General features: G+C 59.0%; 21 protein-coding genes and 1 tRNA gene. 14 read left to right on the plus strand and 8 right to left on the minus strand.

Going from position 1 to position 23824, the window contains the following annotated elements:
- Positions 1–12 precede the first annotated feature (12 nt).
- The 8 genes from LPA35_RS23500 to LPA35_RS23535 all read right to left on the minus strand — a co-directional run bounded on the left by LPA35_RS23500 (position 13) and on the right by LPA35_RS23535 (position 10129).
- Positions 13–1215: an ammonium transporter gene (locus tag LPA35_RS23500; RefSeq protein WP_228899332.1), complete on the minus strand. Its 1203-nt coding sequence runs from the start codon at positions 1213–1215 to the stop codon at positions 13–15.
- Between the two features lie 564 nt (positions 1216–1779).
- Positions 1780–2889 (minus strand): bifunctional diaminohydroxyphosphoribosylaminopyrimidine deaminase/5-amino-6-(5-phosphoribosylamino)uracil reductase RibD, encoded by a 1110-nt coding sequence (gene ribD, locus LPA35_RS23505; RefSeq protein ID WP_228899333.1) that lies wholly within the window; start codon positions 2887–2889, stop codon positions 1780–1782.
- Between the two features lie 25 nt (positions 2890–2914).
- A complete protein-coding gene (locus LPA35_RS23510) occupies positions 2915–3343 on the minus strand; it encodes a type IV pilin protein (protein ID WP_121505797.1) in 429 nt (142 codons plus the stop codon).
- 28 nt (positions 3344–3371) lie between these two features.
- Positions 3372–6983 (minus strand): pilus assembly protein, encoded by a 3612-nt coding sequence (locus tag LPA35_RS23515; RefSeq protein WP_228899334.1) that lies wholly within the window; start codon positions 6981–6983, stop codon positions 3372–3374.
- An 84-nt stretch (positions 6984–7067) separates the two neighbouring features.
- On the minus strand, positions 7068–7883 hold the full coding sequence (locus tag LPA35_RS23520) for a PilX N-terminal domain-containing pilus assembly protein (protein ID WP_228899335.1): 816 nt from the start codon (positions 7881–7883) through the stop codon (positions 7068–7070).
- An 18-nt stretch (positions 7884–7901) separates the two neighbouring features.
- Positions 7902–8810 carry a PilW family protein gene (locus tag LPA35_RS23525; RefSeq protein ID WP_228899336.1) on the minus strand — a complete coding sequence of 303 codons (909 nt, stop codon included), beginning with the start codon at positions 8808–8810 and terminating at the stop codon, positions 7902–7904.
- A 48-nt stretch (positions 8811–8858) separates the two neighbouring features.
- Positions 8859–9521 (minus strand): type IV pilus modification protein PilV, encoded by a 663-nt coding sequence (gene pilV, locus LPA35_RS23530; RefSeq protein WP_228899337.1) that lies wholly within the window; start codon positions 9519–9521, stop codon positions 8859–8861.
- 5 nt (positions 9522–9526) lie between these two features.
- Complete coding sequence (locus LPA35_RS23535; protein WP_370641506.1) at positions 9527–10129, minus strand: GspH/FimT family pseudopilin; 603 nt, start codon at positions 10127–10129, stop codon at positions 9527–9529.
- A 614-nt stretch (positions 10130–10743) separates the two neighbouring features.
- Between LPA35_RS23535 and rpsO the strand changes: the two genes are divergently transcribed.
- From rpsO to nuoH, 14 genes are all read left to right on the plus strand, one after another.
- The gene (rpsO, locus tag LPA35_RS23540; protein WP_005793232.1) at positions 10744–11010 is read left to right on the plus strand and encodes a 30S ribosomal protein S15; all 267 of its coding nucleotides are present in this window, start codon (positions 10744–10746) and stop codon (positions 11008–11010) included.
- 207 nt (positions 11011–11217) lie between these two features.
- On the plus strand, positions 11218–13464 hold the full coding sequence (pnp, locus tag LPA35_RS23545; RefSeq protein WP_228899345.1) for a polyribonucleotide nucleotidyltransferase: 2247 nt from the start codon (positions 11218–11220) through the stop codon (positions 13462–13464).
- A gap of 97 nt (positions 13465–13561) precedes the next feature.
- On the plus strand, positions 13562–14548 hold the full coding sequence (locus LPA35_RS23550) for an NAD(P)H-quinone oxidoreductase (protein ID WP_228899718.1): 987 nt from the start codon (positions 13562–13564) through the stop codon (positions 14546–14548).
- 2 nt (positions 14549–14550) lie between these two features.
- Entirely contained in the window at positions 14551–15300 is a 750-nt protein-coding gene (tpiA, locus tag LPA35_RS23555) for a triose-phosphate isomerase (protein ID WP_055393221.1), read from the plus strand.
- A gap of 39 nt (positions 15301–15339) precedes the next feature.
- Complete coding sequence (gene secG / locus LPA35_RS23560; protein WP_055393223.1) at positions 15340–15714, plus strand: preprotein translocase subunit SecG; 375 nt, start codon at positions 15340–15342, stop codon at positions 15712–15714.
- A gap of 114 nt (positions 15715–15828) precedes the next feature.
- Positions 15829–15913, plus strand: a tRNA-Leu gene (locus LPA35_RS23565).
- A 73-nt stretch (positions 15914–15986) separates the two neighbouring features.
- Positions 15987–16346: an NADH-quinone oxidoreductase subunit A gene (locus tag LPA35_RS23570; protein WP_055393226.1), complete on the plus strand. Its 360-nt coding sequence runs from the start codon at positions 15987–15989 to the stop codon at positions 16344–16346.
- 24 nt (positions 16347–16370) lie between these two features.
- Entirely contained in the window at positions 16371–16850 is a 480-nt protein-coding gene (locus tag LPA35_RS23575; RefSeq protein WP_007849129.1) for an NADH-quinone oxidoreductase subunit B family protein, read from the plus strand.
- Between the two features lie 10 nt (positions 16851–16860).
- Positions 16861–17469 (plus strand): NADH-quinone oxidoreductase subunit C, encoded by a 609-nt coding sequence (locus LPA35_RS23580; protein WP_228899348.1) that lies wholly within the window; start codon positions 16861–16863, stop codon positions 17467–17469.
- Positions 17470–17495: 26 nt separating this feature from the next.
- On the plus strand, positions 17496–18749 hold the full coding sequence (locus LPA35_RS23585; RefSeq protein ID WP_182119480.1) for an NADH-quinone oxidoreductase subunit D: 1254 nt from the start codon (positions 17496–17498) through the stop codon (positions 18747–18749).
- On the plus strand, positions 18746–19237 hold the full coding sequence (nuoE, locus tag LPA35_RS23590) for an NADH-quinone oxidoreductase subunit NuoE (protein WP_055393230.1): 492 nt from the start codon (positions 18746–18748) through the stop codon (positions 19235–19237). Before LPA35_RS23585 ends, nuoE begins: the two co-directional genes overlap by 4 nt.
- A complete protein-coding gene (gene nuoF / locus LPA35_RS23595; protein WP_121420710.1) occupies positions 19234–20589 on the plus strand; it encodes an NADH-quinone oxidoreductase subunit NuoF in 1356 nt (451 codons plus the stop codon). The genes nuoE and nuoF overlap by 4 nt, the downstream gene beginning before the upstream one ends.
- A 14-nt stretch (positions 20590–20603) precedes the next feature.
- Positions 20604–22739 carry an NADH-quinone oxidoreductase subunit NuoG gene (nuoG, locus tag LPA35_RS23600; RefSeq protein ID WP_121420709.1) on the plus strand — a complete coding sequence of 712 codons (2136 nt, stop codon included), beginning with the start codon at positions 20604–20606 and terminating at the stop codon, positions 22737–22739.
- The gene (gene nuoH / locus LPA35_RS23605) at positions 22736–23818 is read left to right on the plus strand and encodes an NADH-quinone oxidoreductase subunit NuoH (RefSeq protein WP_055393236.1); all 1083 of its coding nucleotides are present in this window, start codon (positions 22736–22738) and stop codon (positions 23816–23818) included. The genes nuoG and nuoH overlap by 4 nt, the downstream gene beginning before the upstream one ends.
- Positions 23819–23824: the final 6 nt, after the last annotated feature.

The following is a 23824-nucleotide window of genomic DNA, read 5'->3' on the forward strand; positions in this document are numbered from 1 at the left end:
GTCTCACGGGGCTTACCAACTCACTTCGCGGTCTGGCGTGGCGCTGATCTTGTGGATCGACAGGTCAGCCCCGTCAAATTCCTCTTCCTGCGTGAGCCGCAGGCCCACCGTGCTCTTGAGAATGCCATACACCACCAGGCCGCCCACCAGCGCCCAGGCCACGCCCAGGGTGCTGCCGATCAACTGGGCCGAGAAGCTCACACCACCGAGCCCACCCAGCGCCTTGCTGCCAAAAATGCCTGCAGCCAGCCCGCCCCATGTGCCGCACAGGCCATGCAACGGCCACACGCCGAGCACGTCATCGATCTTCCAGCGGTTCTGGGTGAGTGTGAACATCACCACAAAGATTGCTCCCGCCACGGTACCCACCACCAGCGCTCCCAGCGGGTGCATCAGATCGGAGCCCGCGCACACAGCCACCAGCCCGGCCAGCGGGCCGTTGTGCACGAAGCCCGGGTCGTTCTTGCCCAGCACCAACGCCGCCAACGTGCCGCCCACCATGGCCATCAGCGAGTTCACGGCCACCAGGCCGGAGAGCTTGTCCACGGTTTGCGCGCTCATCACATTGAAGCCGAACCATCCCACCACCAGCACCCAGGCGCCCAGCGCCAAAAACGGGATGTTGGAAGGCGGGTGGGCAGAGATGGCCCCGTCCTTGCGGTAGCGGTTGGCGCGCGAGCCCAGCAGGATCACGGCCGGCAGGGCGATCCACCCGCCCATGGCATGCACGACGATGGAGCCCGCAAAGTCGTGGAACTCTTCGCCCGTCAGTCCCTTGATCCAGGCCTGCACCCCAAAGTGCTGGTTCCAGGCAATGCCTTCAAAGAACGGATAGACAAACCCCACAATGACCGCCGTGGCCATCAGCTGGGGCCAGAACTTGGCCCGCTCCGCGATCCCGCCCGACACAATCGCCGGAATGGCAGCCGCAAAAGTGAGCAGGAAGAAGAACTTGACCAGTGCGTAGCCGTTTTGCTGCGCCAGCGATTCCGCGCTCACAAAGAAATGCGTGCCATAGGCCACGCTGTAGCCCACCACAAAATACACCACGGTGGACACCGAAAAGTCCACCAGGATCTTGACCAGCGCATTCACCTGGTTCTTTTTGCGAACCGTGCCCAGTTCCAGAAAGGCAAACCCTGCATGCATGGCCAGCACCATGATGGCCCCCAGAAGAATGAACAGGGCATCAGCGCCCTGTTTGAGTGCTTCCATAACGTCCTCGCGCGATTGGTTGATCTGTTCTGGTGCGTTTCGAGCCTAGCTACCAGATTTGCACCAAGTTGAAGCAAAAATCGCGCCAAAGAATGGTGCGTTGTTTTGCACTGTTTTGGTGTGGTGCGGAAAGGACTGGGGAGGAGAGGTGACAATGGGCCGTGCCGCGAGGGTCGTCGCCGCCCAGCAGCGATGACGACGGCGCGAGCGCGCAACTGCCATCCAGTGAAAGTTGCGAGGTATCTGGCTTGTGCAAAGCCCAAGTTTTGAGCGAGTTTGGCGCTGGTGTCTTTGTGAGAGTTTTTTTAGTATCAAAACGCAGCCGCCTTGCCGAGGCTGTCGTCTTCTGCGGAGGTGGGCTGAGCTGGGTGGTGGTGGCGGGTCATCTTTGTGCTGCGCGGGTGAGCGCCCCTTGTGGTTGGGGGCTTGCGTTGTTTTGCAGGCACTTCCCACTGGGCTGCGCCCGCAGAGCCCACCAGCTGCTGTTGTTCGGTCGTTGCCCCACCCATTTTTTACCTTCCGCATGGCGAAGCCCGTTCCTGCCGGGAGTGTGGGGTGGGGGAGTTAGAAACTGTCGCGTCCCTGCACCCGTGCCACAACACGCAAGTCCGCGCCCAAGGTCTCTACGGACTTGAATTCCAGCGCCAGCCCATCGGCCAAGGCCGTCAACGGGCCAAAGTCTGCTATTCCCCGTCCCGCACCCAAAAGCCGTGGTGCCAGGTACAGCAACAGCTCATCGACCAGGCCTTCTCGGACCAGAGAGCCATTGAGCTTGTGCCCAGCCTCTACATGCAGCTCGTTGATGCCCCGTTGGCCCAGGTCCTGGAGCATTGCCGAAAGATCGACCTTGCCGTTCGCGTTGGGCAGGTGGATCACCGTAGCACCACAGGCTTGCAAAGCTGTCTTCTTGGTTTCGTTGTCAGAGGCTGTGTAGACATAACAATCGCGCCCTTTCATCAGCAGATTGGCGTCGGTCGGCAACTGCAACTGGCTGTCCACCACCACCACATGGGGCTGGCGTGGCGTGGGAACTTCGCGGACGTCTAGTCGGGGGTTGTCATCCAGCACTGTGCCAATGCCCGTCAATATAGCGCACGCCCTGGCCCTCCACGCGTGTCCATCCGCCCGCGCAGCGCGGGACGTGATCCACTGGCTGGCGCCATTGTTCAGGGCCGTAGTGCCATCCAGCGAGCTTGCTACTTTCAGCCGCACCCAGGGTGTACCCCGGATCATGCGGCTGAAAAAACCAATGTTGAGTTCTCGGGATTCTTCAGCCCCAGGGCCGACCACGACCTCCACCCCTGCCGCACGCAGCCGGTCAAACCCGCGCCCGCCCACCAAAGGGTTTGGGTCCGCCAACGAGGCCACCACTTTGGCAACACCAGCTTGAATGAGTGCATCGCAGCAGGGGCCGGTTCGCCCGTGGTGGGAACAGGGCTCCAGCGTGACATAGGCTGTGGCGCCTGCCGTGTCGAACCCCTTGCCGCTGGCGTCGCGCAGGGCCATGACTTCAGCGTGTGGCCCACCCGCATGCTGCGTGAACCCTTGGCCTATCACTTCGCCGCTTGGAGAGACAAGCACGCAGCCAACACGAGGGTTGGGGTTGGAAACAAAAAGCGCTTGGGTGGCGAGCCCAAGCGCTTGGTGGATGTGGGGGGGCGCTTTATGAATCATGGCGCCCAGGATGGTAGCTCAGCGGTTACTTGTTCCAGCAAGTGGCGTCGAAGCCAGCGTCGGTTTGGATTTTCCCGTTGGCACCTCGTATCCCTGTGTGGGTTAATGTGTAGTTGCCGCACTTGTCGCCTGCCTGGGGAGTACCAGCCTTGGGTGTTGCCGTCAGTGTGAATGACGACGTCGTGGCAGGGCCACCAATGGCGATGGTGTAGCGCTTGGTCGGATCAGCGGCCCACGTCAGGTTAGCGGGAAGCGCGGTAGGGTAGGTGCCCGTAGCCGTAGACGCGCGCTCCAGCCACTGTTGGGCCTGCAGCAGCCCTGCCCTTGCATCGGCGCGGTGTCCGCGCCGGATGTATTCGGCGTAGCTCGGGATAGCGACGGCCGCAAGGATGCCAGTGATGGCCACCACGATCATGATCTCGATGAGCGTAAATCCCCGATGATGATGTTTCATAAAAAACTGCTCTTGATTGAGATTGAGCTTAACGCAGTTGCCGCCAGCTGGGGCGCATGCTTTGCTCTGGGAACGTTTGGTTGTCCAGGTTGTCGTCGGTACCGTCCGCCTTTTTGCCTGTGAGACGGATGATGCTCCCGCGTTGAATCATTGTTTGAGAGCCTGCGGTAATCGACACACGCGAAGCCCCCATGTCGGAGGTCAGGTTGTATTTCCCGTCGCCGTTCGTGTCCATGATCTGCACACTGGGACGCTTGCCGTCCATGATATTGATCAGGGTGAAAAACTGACGTTCCTTGTCCACAGAACCTGCTTCACAGGCCTCCACGCTGGGGTCCAGCAGGGATCCCTTGGCGGGGACTTGCGAAAACACGGACAGCATATTGCTGCTGTCGTAAAACTCCATGGGTTTGAGCAAACGCTCACGTGTCTCAGGCAGATCCATGTACCAACCTTTATTGGTAGTCCAGTCCAGCGTGGTAGACGCATCAATGGTCCAGAACTGGTGTCCATCGCGTGTAAAGACCGAGGTAACCGGAATTTGGCGCTGTACCAAATTTGCCTGTGTCACCGATGTCGGCAGATCGTCCGTCGACTTCACTAACTCGTCACACGCTGTGTCAGAAGTGGATGCACATACTGCGATGCGGTCTTTCTTGGCTCCTACCAGCTTGTAGCTTGTGTTGTCCAGCACGGAGTACAAGCTTTGCTTGTTCGCATTCTGGGGGTCATCCGTGGCAATGTTACGCCCCGTCCCAAAAGCCACCATCATGCCGCCAACGGGCACAGTTTTCTTCTTGCCACCGCCAATGTCGATCTCCTTCTTGCGATCATTTGCGCGCACCGTAGGTACTGCGGTGATGGACTGTGCCAGCGTACGCGAATTGGGGGAGCCTTCTGTACCACCCTTGGCGGTGAAAAGTGGAACCCCGTTGGTGGCATGGTTTGTGGTGGTACCTGCCGAACTGCCCCAGCGTGCAACGCCCCAGTTGTTCTCATCACTGTCTGCAATGAGAAACTTCCACACATTGCCTTTGAGGTCGCCGGCATAGACAACGTCAGGGCGGCCATCACTGTTGATGTCCACCAGACGTGGCGCCGAGAGGCCGTTGTCGGTCGTGTTGGTATGGCTGCCTGTTGCAGTTGTGCCTGTCGCTACCAGTCGCAACAGTTTCTTGTCGCCATCCAGATATTGCACCAGCAGCACAGGGCGCTCGCTCTTGCTGTTGTAGCCATTGCCCATCACCGCAGCCCAGCGGTTATTGTTCATCCGCACAATCTGTGTGGTGCGTTGGGGGTTGGTGTCGTCAATCACAGGCTTGGCGAATATGTGGCCCATGTCGGCTGCCGCCAAGCAAGCTTCCTTGTTTGCCACGGGAGTGACCCCTGCATCTTCACAAACCGCCACGGTGGCCACGGACTCGCTGGCATGTCGGGTTTTGTCCATCAGCACCAGTTGCTGGGCGTTGCCCTCTGTAAAGTTGCCTGGGGCTGGCGCTGTAGTGCCCGGACTCGTGATGTCCAGCACAAAGTAACCTTTGCCACCGGCGCCCAACGTGCCTACGAGCATGGTGCGCCAATCAGGAGCATAGATTCCATAATCGGGATCGCTAGGGTCTTTGCCCCCATTGACATCCACATCACCGCTCATGGCAGAACCATCGACGTAATAACGATGATTCTGGTTAAAAGCCGGATCGGTCAAACGGCCCACCGCTGGAATGACGCCCCGTGGCACGTAGGCCAGCTTCTCTGTGCCATCATTGGCGGAAAAACCATGCAGCATGCCATCGTTTCCACCCACATAGATCATGGGCAGGCGATTTTTATTCGATCGGGTAAATGCGGCGTAGCCTTTCCACACGTAGTTACTGGAGGGTGCGCCGACGTACCACACCTCGGAATTCACAATGCTGCCTTGGCGAGACTTTCTTTCACGGAAGGGTTTTGCGGCAGGATAATCGGGCGGGCTTTCTGTGCCTTCTTTGGTACGGTCCCCACGCACGTAGTTCAATCGATCCTGACCCAGGGCATCGCTCGTGCCATCGCTCTTCAAATTGAGAAAGTTCTTTTGCGCGGTGCTGAGATTGGTCTCGTCAGTTGTCCATTTGAAAGGGGTTCCATGCTGGTTCTTGTCATTCCAAGTCAAAATCAGCCGCGCACTTACATTGAAACCTCCTGCATCAAGCAAGTCAGCGGTTGTTTTTCCTGCCCAGCCTGCAGCAGGCACCGTGGTGCCATCCGTCTTGACGGTCTCTGCTTCAACCCAGCCTCTCCAGCCTTCCTTGGGTACATAGTTGGCTACATACTTGCCCACATCGTTGCGTGAGGCATTGCTTCCGCTTGTGGCGGTAGACCCCCGGTCGGGCTCGTTCTGGGTATTGATCTGCTGGATGATCATGCGGAAGGCTTTTTCCAGGTCTTCACCCTGCTCCACCGCAAAGAATCTACCGCGCCCGTTGAGTGCAGCGTGCCACAAGTCCAATGAACGCTTGTTCTCGTTGTCCAATTGAGGCCACGTTTGTGTGCCATTCACCAAATTAGGAAAGCTGCCGTCATACCCAAAGGGGACCATTGCTGTAGGGCGCGTGATGGTTGGAGCGCCTGGCCATGTGTATGCCATGGAACTAAAGCCAATGGTGTAAGACACCATGTGAGCCCAACTGGCAGGGTTGTACTTTGGATTCCAGTATTTAGGCAGGGCCACACCGCCGATTGTTTCCGTCGCAGGGGCTTGGTCGTATTCAGCGATGGGGGTTACAGAGCCTGTGAGGCTAGCCGCTGGTTGAAGGCGGTCTGCCCAACTCTTAAACGCCCAATCGGCCAAGGTGTCGCTAAACGTGTCGTGATAGAGCTGGTTAGGTGGTCTAGCCGCTGCGCTGGTGCTGCCGTAAACCGTGCCATCAGGCAGGGTCTTGTTGACGTTACGGCTATCTTGGGATCCCCCGGATACGCCGCCGTTCCATCGGCCATCGGTCATAAAAAGGTGGTAATTGCGACGGCAGCCAAGGTAGGGGGCTCCAGTTGTTCCTGGCTTTGAGGCCCAGGGGCCGTTCTGATGCAGCCCAAGCCTCATATATTCGTCAGCGTTCTTGAACATTCTGTGAGATGGCGTGCTACTTCCAGGCTTCAGGTTGTTCACAAAACTGAGAAAATTACTCCGATGGGCGGTATCTAGCACCTTCATGGAGTTGGTGTTGGACTGTGCTGTCGTCCCGGTATTAAGTGTTCCTGGCGTGCCATTGTTTGCGTTCATCGCCTGCCACGCCAAGCGAATTTTTCCCTCAGGTAATAGGGAGGTGTCGTTGAAGACCTCTTTGAGCGCATATTTCAATACGTTCATGCGTCGGTCTGTCGTGCGCCAAATTTTCCTATTCGGATCGTCTGCGGTGGGGGCTGCTACGGTCGGCACGGTATTGTTTGTTGCGCCTGTTGCATTTTCCTGATCAAGCCGAAAATCCATACTCCCCGAATCGTCGACGGAAATAATTACATTGGGTGCCACATAGGGCTCTACGGTGCCGGGTGGCGACTGCGCAAAATCCAGCGCCCAGCTAGCGTGCGGTGCCAGTGCTGCACCGACGGCCATGGCAATCAGGGATTTTTTAAAATGTGTGCGGTTACGAATGGCGTGGGGCATGGTGTGCTCCTGTTCGAATAGGGGATGAATTGACTTTTGATGCTTGTATATAAAGCGGCAAAAGCTATCATTTTTGAATAAAAATCAGTCTTTGAGCTTCTGGCGGGCGTAGGTTTGTTGCAGCACCGCTTGGGTAATCGGCACGTCCACACCTGCTATGCGTCTTACCTTGCGCCCATACGCAATAGCGGTAATGCGGTATACGACGTTGGGTTTCATATTCAGCGGCAAGTGATTGGCGCCGCCTGCAATCAACGCTGATTTGTCTGCGTTCGGGTCGTAGGGCAATATCTCGATCCAGTACCACCCGCCCCGGTTGTTTGCGGAACGATCTCGCAAAATGGGATTGCCTTTGGGCTCATTTTCGTCGCTACTTAACTGTGCGCCGCTGTATTGACCGTAGCGCGCACCAACGGTGTCGACCGCCATTTCAGCCAGCGTGAAATCGACAAGGGGGTCTGTTTTGTCGCTGACGTTGTTCCAAAAATCCTGTCTTCCTGTCCGTTTCAGGCAAAGAGCGTTCAGGCAGCGTGGGCCTGTGGTGATATTTTCCAAGTCTGCCCACAATGCAGCAGCTTCCTTGGCTTCTAATGGGATCTGTGCAACAGCGGACTGGCCTCCGCGGCAGGCCGTGGCGGTTGGAATCCTGCAGTCACTGCCATCGGCCTTTTCGCCGCGTATGTCGAGTTCAGCGTCTTGTATCAGTGCCTGTGCCGCTTCAAACGCACGCTGGTAATCGGCGTCGTTGCCAACCACCATTTCGTTGAACACCGAAGTGCGTGACGCCCACAGTGCCAGCAGCATCGAGAGCATGACAAAAACAATCACAACAAACAGTGCGACCCCGCTTTGGCGCCGCTGTTGCTGGAGGAGGGAGAGAGGTAGGGGCATGCGTTGCATGGCAGTGCAGTGTGTGGATTAGCCTGCCAGCCCTTGGCTGCGCAGTTGGTAGACGTTGCGGAACACCATGTGCACGCGCCGGTTCCGAGGCTCCGCCAGCGTGGTCAGATTAACTGCCGTAGCGCCATCGCAGTCTGTGTAGGTGCTGCCTGCAGGTAGGCTGAGCTTTTCGTTGCCAAAGAGCACTAGACAGACTTCCACCGCGAAAACCTGGGCCCAGCCGGGGGTGCCCGGAGCGCCTACTGTGGCGGCGTCTACATAGCGCAGGTTGGGGTTGCCTGTGCCTGCTGCCGTTTGCATCAGGTAGCGGACCTGGAAGTTGGCGACATTGCGGACAATGGGCTGGATGTCATTTCCGGTCACGGTAGGGCCGTTGCAGCGGAGTTCATTGGCTGCAACATTCAACACAAATTGACTTTGGATGAGTGTGGGAGTGCCCTTGCCTGCCAGGCAGTTGCGTAGCACGGATTCTGGATCCAGCGGATTGGCTGGATCTTTGGCGAGATATACAGTCTCTGTGTAGTTGCGGTAACCGGTGGTGAGCTTGTATTCGCTGGCCCCAGGGGAGTCCAGCCCACTCAGGGTATCGGTTGCCAAGGTGAATGTGTTGGTCCCGTCGGTAAAGTCGGTTTCAAATGCCACTGGTTCTGCAACCAAAGGGGGGGTGGTGTCAGTTTCCAACTTGGTCGCCGACATTTTGAGTTTGATGGAGCCTGACTGTCTCAATTGCGAGCCAATCACGCGGAAGGCGTACGAGGCTTGCTGCTGCAGGTCGCTGACATCACTCACGCTGCCTGTAACGCCGCGTGACACCATAAGCGCGCCCATCGCCACGGCGATCGTGAGCAGGCCAATCGTGATGCCGACCAGCAGTTCGAGCAGCGTCACGCCACGCTGTGTGTTTGGCCTCGAAGTGGAATATTTCATGCCGAGCTTGCCTGATAAAAAGAGAGGAGCGGGTGAAGTCAAACGTTGTCAGGATTTGGGGCCTGGGCAGAAGTACTGCACGGTGACATCGGCAAAGTAAGGAGCACAGCGACTGCTGACAGGGATGTATTGGAGGTGGCAGGTGTACCTGGGGGTGGATGTGGGGCTGATGTTGCAGGTCGGCATCCCAGCATCTCCACCCAGGTTGGTTGCCGTTGTCAGCAAATCTGCGAGGTAAGAGTTGTCGGTACTGCGCTCGTTCTCACGCCAGCGGATCATCACGCCCAACTGGCGGCGGCTACCGGCGGTCGTTTCGGCCGGAGCAAAAAAGACGCTGGCGTCTCCCAAAGGAAGAGTGCGCTCAAGAGTGCGTTTCCATTCGCGCAGGTCATAAGCGGCAAACTCTGCATGGGTGCAATTGGTGGCGCCTTCGCAGAGTTTGGAAGCCTGAGGGGTTGGGGCTGGGCCAGGGCGCCAGCCAACGGTGTAGCTGTCAATGCTCACCAAGGCATTGGGGTGGGTCTTCATGCGCTCGCTCAGATCTTCAATCAGGCGAATGGCCTGTGCACGGTGCACGCTGGTTTGGGTGTCACTAAGGGTACGCATCTGTACACCCAGAACGCCCAGAATGCCCAATGCGGCAACAACGATGGCGACCAGGGATTCGATCAGCGTGATGCCCCGCTGATTAGGATGAGCAGTGTGCTGCATAGTCTTTAGCCGGACGTGCATGGCATATCTTCGGATTTAATGGTTCTGATGCGTCCCCCGGAGCTCATGCACAGGCCGCGAGCTGCCAAGTCAGAGATGTTTTTATCGTGAGGGACCAGGCTGAAACCGACAAATGGGCCTGACACCCGGCCCCAGCGGTCAAATTCGATGCTTGCAGCACCGCCGACGCGCGTCACGTCAATGTTCGGTGGGGTAGGGAAGCTTTGCAAAACTTCTTCACCTGCGTCTAATGTTCCATTGCTGTTGGTGTCGGTAAAAACAAACCAGCCGCAATCCCAATTTGCGTTGCCAGGAGCGAGCAGGCAGCCACCGGTGCCAGTGGGGTGCTTGCGGACCGTGACGGTGCCGCCCCGTTTGATGGCTTCTGCGCGTGCGTAGTAAAGGGTGGATTCAAGCCCCTTCACCGCCTGCTGCACGCGCCAGCGCTCTATCAGCGGTGTGAAACTGGGGAGGGCCAGCGCCGCGAGAAGGGCCAAGATGGAAACGACCACCATCAGCTCAATGACGGTGAACCCATGGGGTGCCCGTGGGGTGCTCGGGTTGCGGACACTCCGCCGTAAGCGAGATAGAGAGTGCATGTTCTGCATGGGCGAATGCTATTTGGATAGTTCTGACGCTGCGTGTGTGTGCTTGATGAGTGGCGCCCGCGTGGTGATGAGCGGCTCGCCCAGGGCCACGCCCTGTGGTTTGTGACTATCGCGTGTAGCCTCTGCACGCCCCAGCATTGTGCAAACCTTTGCACTCTCGATACATCCTTCGATCACGTTCGGCGCGTGTTTCTTCGGAGGTGCTTCGTTGGTAGGTCACTTTGCTCACGCCTTTCTTTTTTGCAGGATTGCTCGCTGAGGCCGTTTTGCTGTCGGAGGTGCCTTTCGCAAGTGTGACTTCTGAGCTGGTCAGCAAGAACAATGCGAATGCGACGGTGGAAAGTGTGGGAAACACACTTCGGGGTGAAAGGCTTGCGAGTCTGCGCGCCGATGTCGCGTTGGCTTGTGTCATGGGAGGCTTTCAGTGTGGATCGGAGGTGCGGTTTAGCGCGAGTGTTCTAGATCGCATGGTGCTTGGCAAGGTTAAATTCTTGCCAAGGCTATAATCACGAGGTTTTGCATGGTGCAAGACGCACGCCTGCAGCCGTTCCAGCCGCTGGCGCAAGTAAAAACCACGGCCCAGCTTCCTTTGCGGGCCTTATCAAGGAAAAACAATGATCGCATCCTCCATCAAGGCCGAAGTCGTCAAGGCTAACGCCCGTGCTGCCAATGACACTGGTAGCCCAGAAGTGCAGGTGGCCCTGCTGACCGCCCGCATCAACGAACTGACCCCCCACTTCAAGACGCATGCCAAGGACCACCATGGTCGCCGTGGCCTGCTGCGCATGGTGAGCCGTCGTCGCAAGCTGCTGGACTACCTGAAGGCCAAGGACGCTGACCGTTACACCGCGCTGATCGCCAAGCTGGGTCTGCGCAAGTAATTGCAATCGCATGCGAAAACGCCTGGGTTAGTCCGCTAGCTCAGGCGTTTTTTACTTCGGAGTCGCAAAACAGAGCGAAGCTGTGTCATTCCAATGAAGTTGCCGCCATGGGTTGGTGTGCAGGTTCCCTGGAATGGCATCGTGTTCTGAATTGCTCTCCAAGCCAATCTGGTAGCGCGCTACCAGCTATTAAAACAGGAGCTGAACATGAGCATTTTCAACAAAGTCACCAAGACCTTCCAATGGGGTGACAAGACCGTCATCATGGAAACGGGTGAGATCGCCCGCCAAGCGTCCGGCGCTGTGCTGGTGAACATTGATGACACCGTGGTGCTGGCCACCGTGGTGGCATCCAAGGGTGCCAAGCCAGGACAGGACTTCTTCCCCCTGACGGTGGACTACATCGAGAAGACCTACGCTGCAGGCAAGATCCCCGGCAGCTTCTTCAAGCGCGAAGCCAAGCCCAGTGAGCACGAAACCCTGACCAGCCGTCTGATCGACCGCCCGATCCGCCCGCTGTTCCCCGAAGGTTTCTTCAACGAAGTGCATGTGGTCATCCACACGGTGTCGCTGAACCCCGAAGTGGACGCTGACATCGCAGCCCTGATCGCTACCAGTGCAGCCCTGGCCATCTCCGGCATCCCGTTCAACGGCCCCATCGGCGCCGCACGCGTGGGCTACATCAACGGCGAATACGTGCTCAACCCTGGTCAGACTGCGCGCAAGAACTCGCAGATGGATCTGGTGGTGGCGGGTACCGAGGCCGCCGTGCTGATGGTGGAGTCTGAAGCCCAGCAGTTGTCCGAAGAAATCATGCTCGGCGCCGTGGTGTTTGGCCACGAGCAAGGCAATGTGGCCATCAACGCCATCCACGAACTGGTGCGCGATGCTGGCAAGCCCGTATGGCAGTGGGAAGCCCCTGCCAAGGACGAAACACTGATCGCCAAGGTGGTGGCCCTGGCCGACGACAAGCTGCGCGCTGCCTACCAGATCCGCAACAAGCAAGCCCGCACGCAGGCTTGCCGCGAAGCTTATGCGGCCGTGATGGCAGCCTTGAAGGCTGAGGGTGTCGAGTTTGACGCTGTCAAGGTTGAAGGCATGCTGTTCGATATCGAAGCCGGCATCGTTCGCAGCCAGATCCTGGCTGGTGAGCCCCGCATTGATGGCCGCGACACGCGCACCGTGCGCCCTATCGAAATCCGTGGCAGCGTACTGCCTCGCGCCCATGGCTCGTCGCTCTTCACGCGTGGCGAAACCCAGGCGCTGGTGGTGACCACGCTGGGCACCGAGCGCGACGCTCAGCGCATTGATGCGCTGGCTGGCGAGTATGAAGACCGCTTCATGATGCACTACAACATGCCTCCCTTCGCCACCGGTGAAGTGGGTCGCATGGGTTCGACCAAGCGCCGCGAAATCGGCCATGGTCGTCTGGCCAAGCGCGCTCTGATTGCCGTGTTACCGACGAAGGAAGAATTCCCCTACACCATGCGCGTGGTGTCCGAAATCACCGAATCCAACGGCTCGTCGTCGATGGCATCGGTCTGCGGTGGCTGCCTGTCGCTGATGGACGCGGGCGTTCCGATGAAGGCGCATGTGGCGGGTATCGCCATGGGCCTGATCAAGGATGCCAACCGTTTTGCCGTGTTGACCGACATTCTGGGTGATGAAGATCATCTGGGTGACATGGACTTCAAGGTGGCGGGCACCACGGCCGGTATTACCGCGCTGCAGATGGACATCAAGATCCAGGGCATCACCAAGGAAATCATGCAGGTCGCCCTGGCCCAGGCCAAGGAAGCGCGCATGCACATCCTGGGCAAGATGCAAGAGGCCATGGGTGAAGCCAAGACCGAGGTGTCGAACTTTGCGCCCAAGCTTTACACGATGAAGATCAACCCCGAGAAGATCCGTGACGTGATCGGCAAGGGCGGCGCGGTGATCCGTGCGCTGACCGAAGAAACCGGCTGCCAGATCAACATCGAGGAAGACGGCACCATCACCATCGCCGCCACTGACGCAGCCAAGGCCGACGAGGCCAAGAAGCGCATCGAGCAGATCACGGCCGAAGTTGAAATTGGCAAGATCTACGAAGGCCCTGTGACCAAGATCCTGGACTTCGGCGCACTGATCAATCTGCTGCCCGGCAAGGATGGTCTGCTGCACATCAGCCAGATTGCCCACGAGCGCGTTGAGCGCGTGGGTGACTACCTGACCGAAGGCCAGATCGTGAAGGTCAAGGTCATGGAAACCGACGAGAAGGGCCGCGTCAAGCTGTCGATGAAGGTGCTGGCCGATCGTCCTGCCGGCGGCAGCGACCGTCCTGCTCCAGCAGAGCGCGGCGACCGCGAACCACGCCGCGACCACGGTCGTGACGGGGGGCGTCAGCCAGCGGATCAGCAGCAACAGCAACAGTCCTTGCCTTCGGACAGCGGTTCAGGGCAGATCGTCGGCTGATCGGATTTTTGCTATTGATTTTGTAGCTGCTTGCGCTTTTAAATAAAGCGCTGGTAGCCAAAATCACTCAAAAATTAACCGTCCCATGAATCGCAATATGCGTGCTGTCGAGATCACTTCCTTTGGCGGGCCCGAGGTCTTGCGCCTGGGTGAACGCCCCGTGCCGCAGCCGGGTGTCGGTGAGCTGCTGATCCGTGTCGCTGCCAGCGGTATCAATCGCCCCGATGTGCTTCAGCGGATGGGGCACTATGCCCCTCCGTCCGGCACGTCTGACCTGCCGGGGCTGGAAGTCGCGGGAGTGGTGGAGTCGGGGGATGCTGCAGCCATGGCCGACGCGGGTATCCGGGTGGGTGACCGCGTCTGTGCGCTGGTGGCGGGTGGTGGTTATGCCCAATGGTGCGTGGCGCCTGTGGTGCAGTGCCTGCCGGTGCCTGATGGCTTTAGCGATGTCGAGGCTGCATCACTGCCCGAGACGTTCTTCACCGTGTGGAGCAATGTGTTCGACCGGGGGCATCTGCAGGCGGGTGAAAGCCTGCTGGTGCAAGGCGGTACCAGTGGTATTGGTGTGACGGCTGTTCAATTGGCGCGGGCCTTTGGGGCAACGGTCATTGCAACTGCAGGTAGCGACGAAAAGTGTGCGGCATGCCTGCAGCTGGGGGCCCACGAGGCCATCAACTACAAGACGCAGGATTTTGTGGCAGAAGCCAATCGCATTACGCAGGGCAAAGGCGTGGATGTGGTGCTGGACATGGTGGCAGGTGACTACGTGGCGCGCGAGGTGCAGTGCCTGGCTGAGGACGGCCGCATTGTCATCATTGCGGTGCAGGGTGGCATCAAGAGCGACTTCAATGCGGGTTTGGTGCTGCGCCGCCGGCTGACCATTACTGGCTCCACCTTGCGTCCGCGTTCTGTGGCATTCAAGGGGGCGATTGCGCGTGCATTGCGCGAGCATGTGTGGCCTCTGCTGGTGGCGGGGCGTGTGCGGCCCGTCATTCACAGCACATTTGCGGCGACAGAGGCTGCTAAGGCCCACGCGCTGATGGAGTCAAATCAGCACATTGGCAAGATTGTTTTGACGTGGTAATCATGAAAAACAAGAGAAAACTCATCGCAGGCAACTGGAAGATGAACGGCAGTCTGGCTGCCAACGATGCTTTGCTGAAAGGCATCTTGGCGGGGCTGGCTGACGCGGTTTGTGACGTGGCCGTTGCGGTGCCGGCGCCCTATCTGGCGCAGGTGCAGGCTGCTGCGTTGGGGTCTTTGGTGGCGGTGGCTGCCCAGGATGTATCGCAGCACGAAGCAGGTGCCTACACCGGAGAGGTGTCGGCCGCCATGTTGAAAGACTTTGGTGTGCGGTACGCGCTCGTGGGGCATTCAGAGCGCCGCCAATACCATGGTGAAACCGACGTGGTGGTCGCCGAGAAAGCGCAGCGCGCACTGGCGGCAGGTATCACGCCTATCGTCTGCGTGGGCGAGACTCTTCAGGAGCGCGAAGCTGGGCAGACCGAGGTTGTGGTCAAGCGTCAATTGGCGGCTGTGATCCACCTCAATGGTCACTGCATCAGCGAAGTGGTGGTGGCTTACGAACCGGTCTGGGCCATTGGCACGGGCCGCACGGCGTCGCCTGAGCAGGCGCAGGCAGTGCATGCAGTGCTGCGGGCACAGCTGTCTGCGGCCAGCGAGCATGCGGATCGAATCCGCCTGCTGTACGGCGGCAGCATGAATGCGGCCAATGCCGCCCAGTTGCTGTCCCAGCCGGATATCGATGGCGGCCTTGTTGGCGGTGCCTCGCTGAAAGCGCCCGATTTCCTTCAAATCATTGCGGCCGCCCGGTGAGGCTGCCCTTCAAACTATTCAATCAGGAGTGAACAGAGAATGAACGTGATCGTGAATGTGGTGTTGGCTGTGCAGATGCTGACGGCCTTGGGGATGATTGGCCTGATCCTGATCCAGCATGGCAAGGGTGCCGATATGGGCGCAGCGTTTGGCAGTGGCAGTTCCGGAAGCCTGTTTGGTGCCAGCGGTAGCGCCAACTTCTTGTCGCGCACTACGGCGGTGCTGGCTGCGGTGTTTTTTGTGGCAACGCTGGCACTGGCCTATTTCGGCAATGCGCGTCCTGCCAGTTCGGGTAGCGTGCTGGAAAATCCCGCTGCTGCAGTGCCTGCAGGTGCGCCTTCCTTGTCGGCTTCGGATGCTGCTGTGGCTCCTGCCGTGCCCGCCTCGGGTGCAGCGCAGATCCCCACCAAATAATCTGCACTAAATTGGGCTCCGTAAGCCGAAGCAGGGTTTTTCCGGAGTAGAATTCTGGATTGTCTGGAAAGCCAAAACCGCAAGGTTCCTCATGCCATCCAGATGCAAAAATCAGCCGTCGTGGTGAAATTGGTAGACACGCTATCTTGAGGGGGTAGTGGCGAAAGCTGTGCGAGTTCGAGTCTCGCCGACGGCACCAAAACAAAGGCCTGCCTGCATGACCCGGCTCGGGTCCTGACGGGCAAGGCCACAGCGGTGAGCACATCCTCAAGATGAACCTCGATCAGTACCTCCCCGTCCTTTTGTTCATCTTGGTCGGCATCGCCGTAGGCGTTGTCCCCCTTGTACTCGGCTACATACTGGGCCCCAACCGCCCGGATGCCGCGAAGAACTCTCCCTACGAATGTGGCTTTGAAGCCTTCGAGGATGCGCGCATGAAGTTTGATGTGCGCTACTACCTTGTGGCCATTCTCTTCATTCTGTTCGATCTCGAAATTGCATTCCTCTTCCCGTGGGCGGTGACGCTGCATGAGGTGGGGATCGCTGGTTTCGTGGCGGTCGTTATTTTCCTGGCCATTCTGGTTGTGGGTTTTGCCTACGAGTGGAAAAAGGGTGCCCTGGATTGGGAATGAGCGAGCCTCAACAAGGATGATGCAATGATTGAAGGCGTGATGAAGGAAGGCTTCATCACCACGAGTTACGACTCGGTGGTGAATTGGGCCAAGACCGGCTCTCTGTGGCCGATGACATTTGGCTTGGCTTGCTGTGCCGTCGAAATGATGCATGCTGCGGCGGCGCGTTACGACATTGGTCGTTTTGGGGCGGAAGTGTTCCGCGCGAGCCCGCGCCAGTCTGACCTCATGATTGTGGCCGGCACGCTGTGCAACAAGATGGCGCCTGCGTTGCGCAAGGTGTACGACCAGATGTCCGAGCCGCGTTGGGTGTTGTCGATGGGCTCGTGTGCCAACGGCGGCGGTTACTACCACTACAGCTACTCCGTGGTGCGTGGTTGCGATCGCATTGTTCCGGTGGATGTCTACGTGCCAGGTTGCCCGCCCACGGCGGAGGCGTTGATCTACGGGATCATCCAGCTGCAGCAGAAGATTCGCCGTACCAACACCATTGCTCGTGTCTGAAGGGTTGATGATGACCGCTGTTGCCATTCGGCCTGAAAAACTCAAAGACAATATTGCCGCCGCCCTGGGGGCGATGGTGCGTCAGATCACGGTGGCGTTGGATGAGGTCACCTTGGTCGTTGATGCGGCTGATTACCTCGAATCCATGCGCGTGTTGCGTGACACTGAAAGTTGCCGCTTTGAGCAACTGATCGATTTGTGTGGCGTGGACTATTCGGCATATGCCGATGCCGTGCGTGAAGGCCCCCGCTATTGCGTGGTCTCGCACCTGTTGTCCGTCAGTCTGAATCAGCGTGTGCGGGTCAAGGTGTTCTGCGCCGATGATGATTTTCCGGTGGTGGCCTCGGTCTCCGACCTGTGGAACTCCGCCAACTGGTACGAGCGCGAAGCGTTTGATCTGTTCGGCATTGTGTTCGACGGCCACAACGACCTGCGCCGTATCCTGACCGACTACGGCTTCATTGGCCATCCCTTCCGCAAAGACTTTCCGCTGTCTGGTCATGTTGAGATGCGCTACGACGCAGAGCTGCGCCGGGTGGTTTATGAACCCGTGTCGATCGAGCCGCGGGAGATCACGCCGCGCATCATCCGCGAAGACAAGTACGGAGGCCTGCACTAAGGCGCCCGCGCCCCATGTGAACCACCATGGCTGAAATCAAGAACTATTCCCTGAACTTTGGTCCGCAGCATCCGGCGGCGCACGGTGTGCTGCGCTTGGTGCTGGAGCTCGATGGCGAAGTCGTACAGCGCGCCGACCCGCACATCGGCCTCCTGCACCGTGCCACCGAAAAGCTGGCCGAACACAAGACCTACATCCAGTCGCTGCCCTACATGGACCGATTGGACTACGTTTCGATGATGTGCAATGAGCACGCCTACTGCCTGGCCATCGAAAAGCTGCTGGGCCTGGAAGTGCCCCTGCGTGCGCAGTACATCCGCGTGATGTTTTCGGAAATCACGCGCCTGCTGAACCACCTGATGTGGCTGGGTTCGCATGGCAACGACTGCGGCAGCTCCACCATCCTGATCTATACCTTCCGCGAGCGCGAAGACCTGTTCGACATGTACGAAGCCGTCTCTGGCGCGCGTATGCATGCAGCGTATTTCCGTCCAGGCGGTGTGTACCGTGACCTGCCGGACTCCATGCCGCAATACAAGGTCAGCAAGATCAAGAACGCCAAGGCCCTGGAGGCCATGAACCAGAACCGCCAAGGTTCTTTGCTTGATTTCATCGACGACTTCACCAAGCGCTTCCCCGGTTGCGTAGATGAGTACGAGACCCTGCTGACCGACAACCGTATCTGGAAGCAGCGCACCGTGGGTATTGGTGTGGTGCCGCCAGAGCGTGCGCTGAACCTGGGCATGACCGGTCCCATGATCCGTGGCTCCGGTATTGCCTGGGACCTGCGCAAGACCCAGCCGTACGATGTTTACGACCGTGTGGACTTCGATGTGCCCGTGGGCAAGACAGGTGACTGCTACGACCGCTATCTGGTGCGCGTGCAGGAAATGCGCGAATCCAATCGCATCATCAAGCAGTGTGTGGATTGGCTCAAAGCCAATCCGGGTCCTGTCATTACTGACAATCACAAGGTGGCTGCGCCCGCTCGTGAATCCATGAAGTCCAACATGGAGGAGTTGATCCACCACTTTAAGCTTTTCACTGAAGGGTTTCACGTGCCCGAGGGTGAGGCTTATGCTGCGGTGGAGCATCCCAAGGGCGAGTTTGGCATCTACCTGGTGAGCGACGGCGCCAACAAACCGTACCGCCTCAAGATCCGTGCGCCTGGTTTCGCGCACTTGGCCACGCTGGACGAAATGGCTCGCGGCCACATGATTGCGGACGCCGTGGCCATCATTGGCACCATGGATATCGTGTTCGGAGAGATTGACCGATGATTACCGAATCGACCCGCGCGCGTTTTGCGCGTGAAGTGGCCAAGTACCCCGCCGAGCAGAAGCAGTCTGCAGTGATGGCCTGCCTGTCTATCGTGCAACAGGAGCAGGGGTTTGTCAGTGCTGAAAGTGAAGCGGTGATTGCCGAGTATCTGGGCATGGCCCAGATCGCCGTGCATGAAGTCACGACCTTCTACAACATGTACAACCAGCAGCCGGTGGGCAAGTACAAGCTCAACGTGTGCACCAACTTGCCTTGTCAGCTGCGCGACGGACAGAAGGCGCTGCACCACCTTGAAAAGAAGCTTGGTGTGACCATGGGCGAGACCACGGCCGATGGCCTGTTCACCCTGCAGCAGTGTGAGTGCCTGGGCGCCTGCGCCGATGCGCCCGTGATGCTGGTCAACGACCGCACGATGTGCAGCTTCATGGACAACGACAAGCTCGACCAGTTGGTCGACGGCCTGCGTGCGGCGGAGGGACAAGCATGACCACCGCTGCACAGATCCTCTCGCAGTTCCAGGCCACGGGCGTCCAGACCTGCTTCCACGACCGCCACATCAACCCGCAGATCTACGCGGGCCTGGATGGTGCGAACTGGAACATCAAGGACTACGAAGCGCGCGGCGGCTATGCTGCGCTGCGCAAGATCCTGGGCACCGATGGCGGTGAACCGCTCACGCAGGACCAGGTCATCGCCACTGTCAAGGAATCCGGCCTGCGCGGCCGTGGCGGTGCGGGTTTCCCCACCGGCCTCAAGTGGAGCTTCATGCCCCGCTCGTTCCCAGGCCAGAAGTACCTCGTGTGCAACTCCGATGAAGGCGAGCCTGGCACGTGCAAGGATCGCGACATTCTTCAGTTCAACCCACACATCGTTATCGAAGGCATGATCATCGCGGCCTACGCGATGGGCATCTCTGTGGGCTACAACTACATCCACGGTGAAATCTTCCAGACCTACGACCGCTTTGAAGAAGCGTTGGAAGAAGCGCGCGCAGCCGGTTACCTGGGTGACAAGATCCTTGGCAGCAACTTCAGCTTCCAGCTGCATGCGGCGCATGGCTTCGGTGCCTATATCTGTGGCGAAGAAACTGCGCTGCTCGAATCGCTCGAAGGCAAGAAGGGCCAGCCGCGCTTCAAGCCGCCGTTCCCTGCCAGCTTCGGTCTGTACGGCAAGCCCACCACCATCAACAACACGGAGACCTTCGCGGCCGTGCCGTGGATCATCCGCAATGGCGGCCAAGCCTACTTGGAGTGTGGCAAGCCCAACAACGGTGGCACCAAGATCTTCTCGGTTTCGGGCGATGTGGAAAAGCCCGGCAACTACGAAGTGCCCATGGGCACGCCTTTTGCCAAGTTGCTCGAACTGGCCGGTGGCGTGCGCAAGGGGCGCCAGCTCAAGGCAGTGATTCCCGGTGGGTCCTCGTCCCCGGTGCTGCCTGCCTCCATCATCATGGAATGCACGATGGATTACGACTCCATTGCAAAGGCTGGCTCCATGCTGGGTTCGGGCGCTGTGATCGTGATGGACGATTCCCGCAGCATGGTCGAGAGTCTGCTGCGCCTGTCGTACTTCTATTCCCACGAATCCTGTGGCCAGTGCACGCCATGCCGTGAAGGCACGGGCTGGATGTGGCGCGTGATCGACCGTATTCAGCACGGTCAGGGGCGCGAAGGCGATCTGGACCTGCTCAATTCTGTGGCAGACAACATCCAGGGGCGCACGATCTGTGCGCTGGGCGATGCCGCTGCCATGCCTGTGCGCGCCATGATCAAACATTTCCGTCCCGAGTTTGAGGCACTGATCCGGAACAAGGCCCCGCAGGCCGCGACCTCCGTCTGATCGCGAGAAAACATATGGTTGAAATTGAACTGGACGGTCAGAAAGTGGAAGTCGCCGAAGGCTGCATGGTGATGCATGCGGCCGAGAAGGCGGGCACCTACATTCCGCATTTCTGCTACCACAAGAAGCTTTCGATCGCCGCCAACTGCCGTATGTGCCTGGTGGATGTGGAAAAGGCTCCCAAGCCCATGCCAGCGTGCGCTACGCCGGTGACGCAGGGCATGATCGTGCGCACCAAGAGCGACAAGGCTATCAAAGCCCAGCAGTCGGTCATGGAGTTCCTGCTGATCAACCACCCGCTGGATTGCCCCATCTGCGACCAGGGCGGTGAATGCCAGTTGCAGGACCTGGCCGTGGGCTACGGCGGCTCTTCTTCTCGCTACGAAGAAGAAAAGCGCGTGGTACCTGTCAAGGATGTTGGCCCGTTGATTTCCATGCAGGAAATGAGCCGTTGCATCCACTGCACCCGTTGCGTGCGCTTTGGCCAGGAAGTGGCTGGCGTGATGGAGCTGGGCATGATCCATCGCGGCGAGCACTCGGAGATCACAACGGTCACCGGTGATACGGTGGACTCCGAGCTGTCGGGCAACATGATCGACATCTGCCCCGTCGGTGCGCTCACGAGCAAGCCTTTCCGATACAGCGCCCGTACTTGGGAGTTGTCGCGCCGCCGTTCGGTGAGCCCCCACGATTCGACCGGTTCCAACCTGATTGTTCAGGTCAAGAACCACAAGGTCATGCGCGTGGTGCCGTTCGAGAATGAGGCTGTCAACGAATGCTGGATTGCCGACCGTGACCGTTTCTCGTACGAATCGCTCAACAGCGACGAACGCCTGACCCAGCCGATGCTCAAGCAGGGCGGGGTGTGGAGGCAGGTCGATTGGCAGACCGCACTGGAATACGTCGCCAACGGTTTGAAGAACATCAAGAATGACCACGGCGCCAACAGCATTGGCGCTCTGGTCAGTCCGCACAGCACGGTCGAAGAGTTGTACTTGGCTTCTGCATTGGTGCGTGGCCTGGGCAGTGACAACATTGACTACCGCCTGCGCAATGCTGAATTTGCAGCGCCCGAAGGTATCCGCTGGCTTGGCACGTCCATTGCCTCGTTGTCCACGTTGCAGAGTGTGCTTGTGGTGGGCTCCAACCTGCGCAAGGACCATCCGTTGTTCGCCCAGCGCATTCGCCAGGCAGCACGCCACGGCTGTCAGGTCAGTGTGGTCGATTCGGCCCTGGCTGACTGGGCAATGCCGGTGAAACACTCCCTGCTGCAGCCTGCTGCCCAATGGGTGGCGGCGCTTGGCGGCATCGCTGCTGCGGTGGCGCAGGAAAAGGGTGCTTCTGCGCCTGCGGGGGCAGGTGCCGTGACCGAGGGTGCCTTGGCGATCGCCCGTACCCTGCTGGGTGGCGAACGCAAGGCGCTGCTGTTGGGCAACGCAGCTGCGCACCATGCACAGGCTACGCAATTGCTGGCGCTGGCCAACTGGATTGGTGAGAACACGGGGGCATCCGTCGGCTACCTGACGGAAGCCGCCAATACGGTGGGTGCTCAGTTCGTGGGGGCTCATCCTGTCAATGGTGGCTTGAATGCGGGCCAGATGCTTTCCGGTGGTCTGAAGGCAGCCTTGTTGCTCAATACTGAGCCGGTGTACGACTCCGCTGCGGGCGCCAGCGCTGCTGCCACGCTGTCTGGTGCAGACATGGTGATCACGTTGAGCCCCTTCAAGGCCAACATGGAGTTCAGTGACGTTTTGTTGCCAATTGCCCCGTTCACCGAAACGTCTGGCAGCTTCGTCAATGCGGAAGGCCGTCTGCAGAGCTTCCACGCCGTGGTGCGCCCTCTGGGTGACGCCCGTCCTGCATGGAAGGTTCTGCGCGTTCTGGCCAATCTGCTGGGTGTGCCGGGCTTCGACTTTGAAACCTCGCAGGACGTGCTGGCCCGTGCCACGAATGCCCCAGCGGGCACGGTCACGCAATTGGCGGCTGCTCAGATGTCGAACGCTGTGAGGACGGTGCCAGTCGCTGCGACAGCCGCAGCAGGTGAACCCGTGGTCGCATCCATCTATCAACTGGACGGCCTGGTGCGCCGTTCCACGTCGCTGCAGCTCACTGCCGACGCGCGCATGGCACGTGAAGGAGTGGCCGCATGATCGACGCGATCTACAACGCGGGCCTGAACCTGCTTTCTTTTGGGTGGTGGACTGGCATCGTCTGGCCGGTGCTCTGGATCCTGATCAAGATCGTTTGTATCCTGGCGCCTTTGATGGGTGCGGTGGCCTACCTCACGCTGTGGGAGCGTAAGCTCCTGGGCTTCATGCAGGTGCGCCATGGACCCAACCGCGTGGGTCCCATGGGGTTGCTGCAGCCTATCGCTGACGCGCTGAAGCTGTTGACCAAGGAAATCATCCAGCCCACGGCGGCCAGCAAGGGCTTGTTTGTCCTGGGACCTGTCATGGCCATCATGCCGGCACTGGCTGCCTGGGTGGCTATTCCCTTTGGCCCCGATGTGGCCTTGGCCAATGTGAATGCAGGTCTGCTGCTGGTCATGGCCATCACCTCGATCGAGGTCTATGGTGTGATCATCGCTGGCTGGGCCTCGAACTCCAAGTATGCTTTTCTCGGTGCGCTGCGTGCTTCCGCACAGATGGTGAGCTACGAAATTGCCATGGGCTTCTGCTTCCTGGTCGTGATCATGGTCTCCGGTAGCATGAACCTGACCGAAATCGTGATGGGGCAGGGGCGTGGCATGGCTGCGGATAAGGGCCTGACCTTCCTGTCCTGGAACTGGCTCCCGCTGCTGCCCATTTTTCTGGTCTACCTGATCTCTGGGGTTGCTGAAACGAACCGCCACCCGTTTGACGTGGTGGAAGGCGAGGCGGAAATCGTGGCCGGCCACATGGTGGAGTATTCCGGCATGGGCTTTGCGATCTTCTTCCTGGCTGAGTACGCCAGCATGTGGCTCGTTTCCATCCTGGCTGCACTGATGTTCCTTGGCGGCTGGCTGCCCCCCATCGACAGTGCGTTGTTCAACTGGATTCCCGGCTGGATCTGGCTGGGTATCAAGACCTTCCTTGTGGTGTCCATGTTCATCTGGATCCGGGCGACCTTCCCCCGTTTCCGTTATGACCAGATCATGCGTCTGGGCTGGAAGATCTTTATTCCAGTCACGCTGGTGTATTTGTTGTTTGTCGGCGGGTGGTTGCTCTCGCCTTGGAATATCTGGAAATAAGCGGGG

The organism is Acidovorax sp. Leaf73 (assembly GCF_916855635.1).
GTDB classification, from domain to species: Bacteria; Pseudomonadota; Gammaproteobacteria; order Burkholderiales; family Burkholderiaceae_C; genus Acidovorax; species Acidovorax facilis.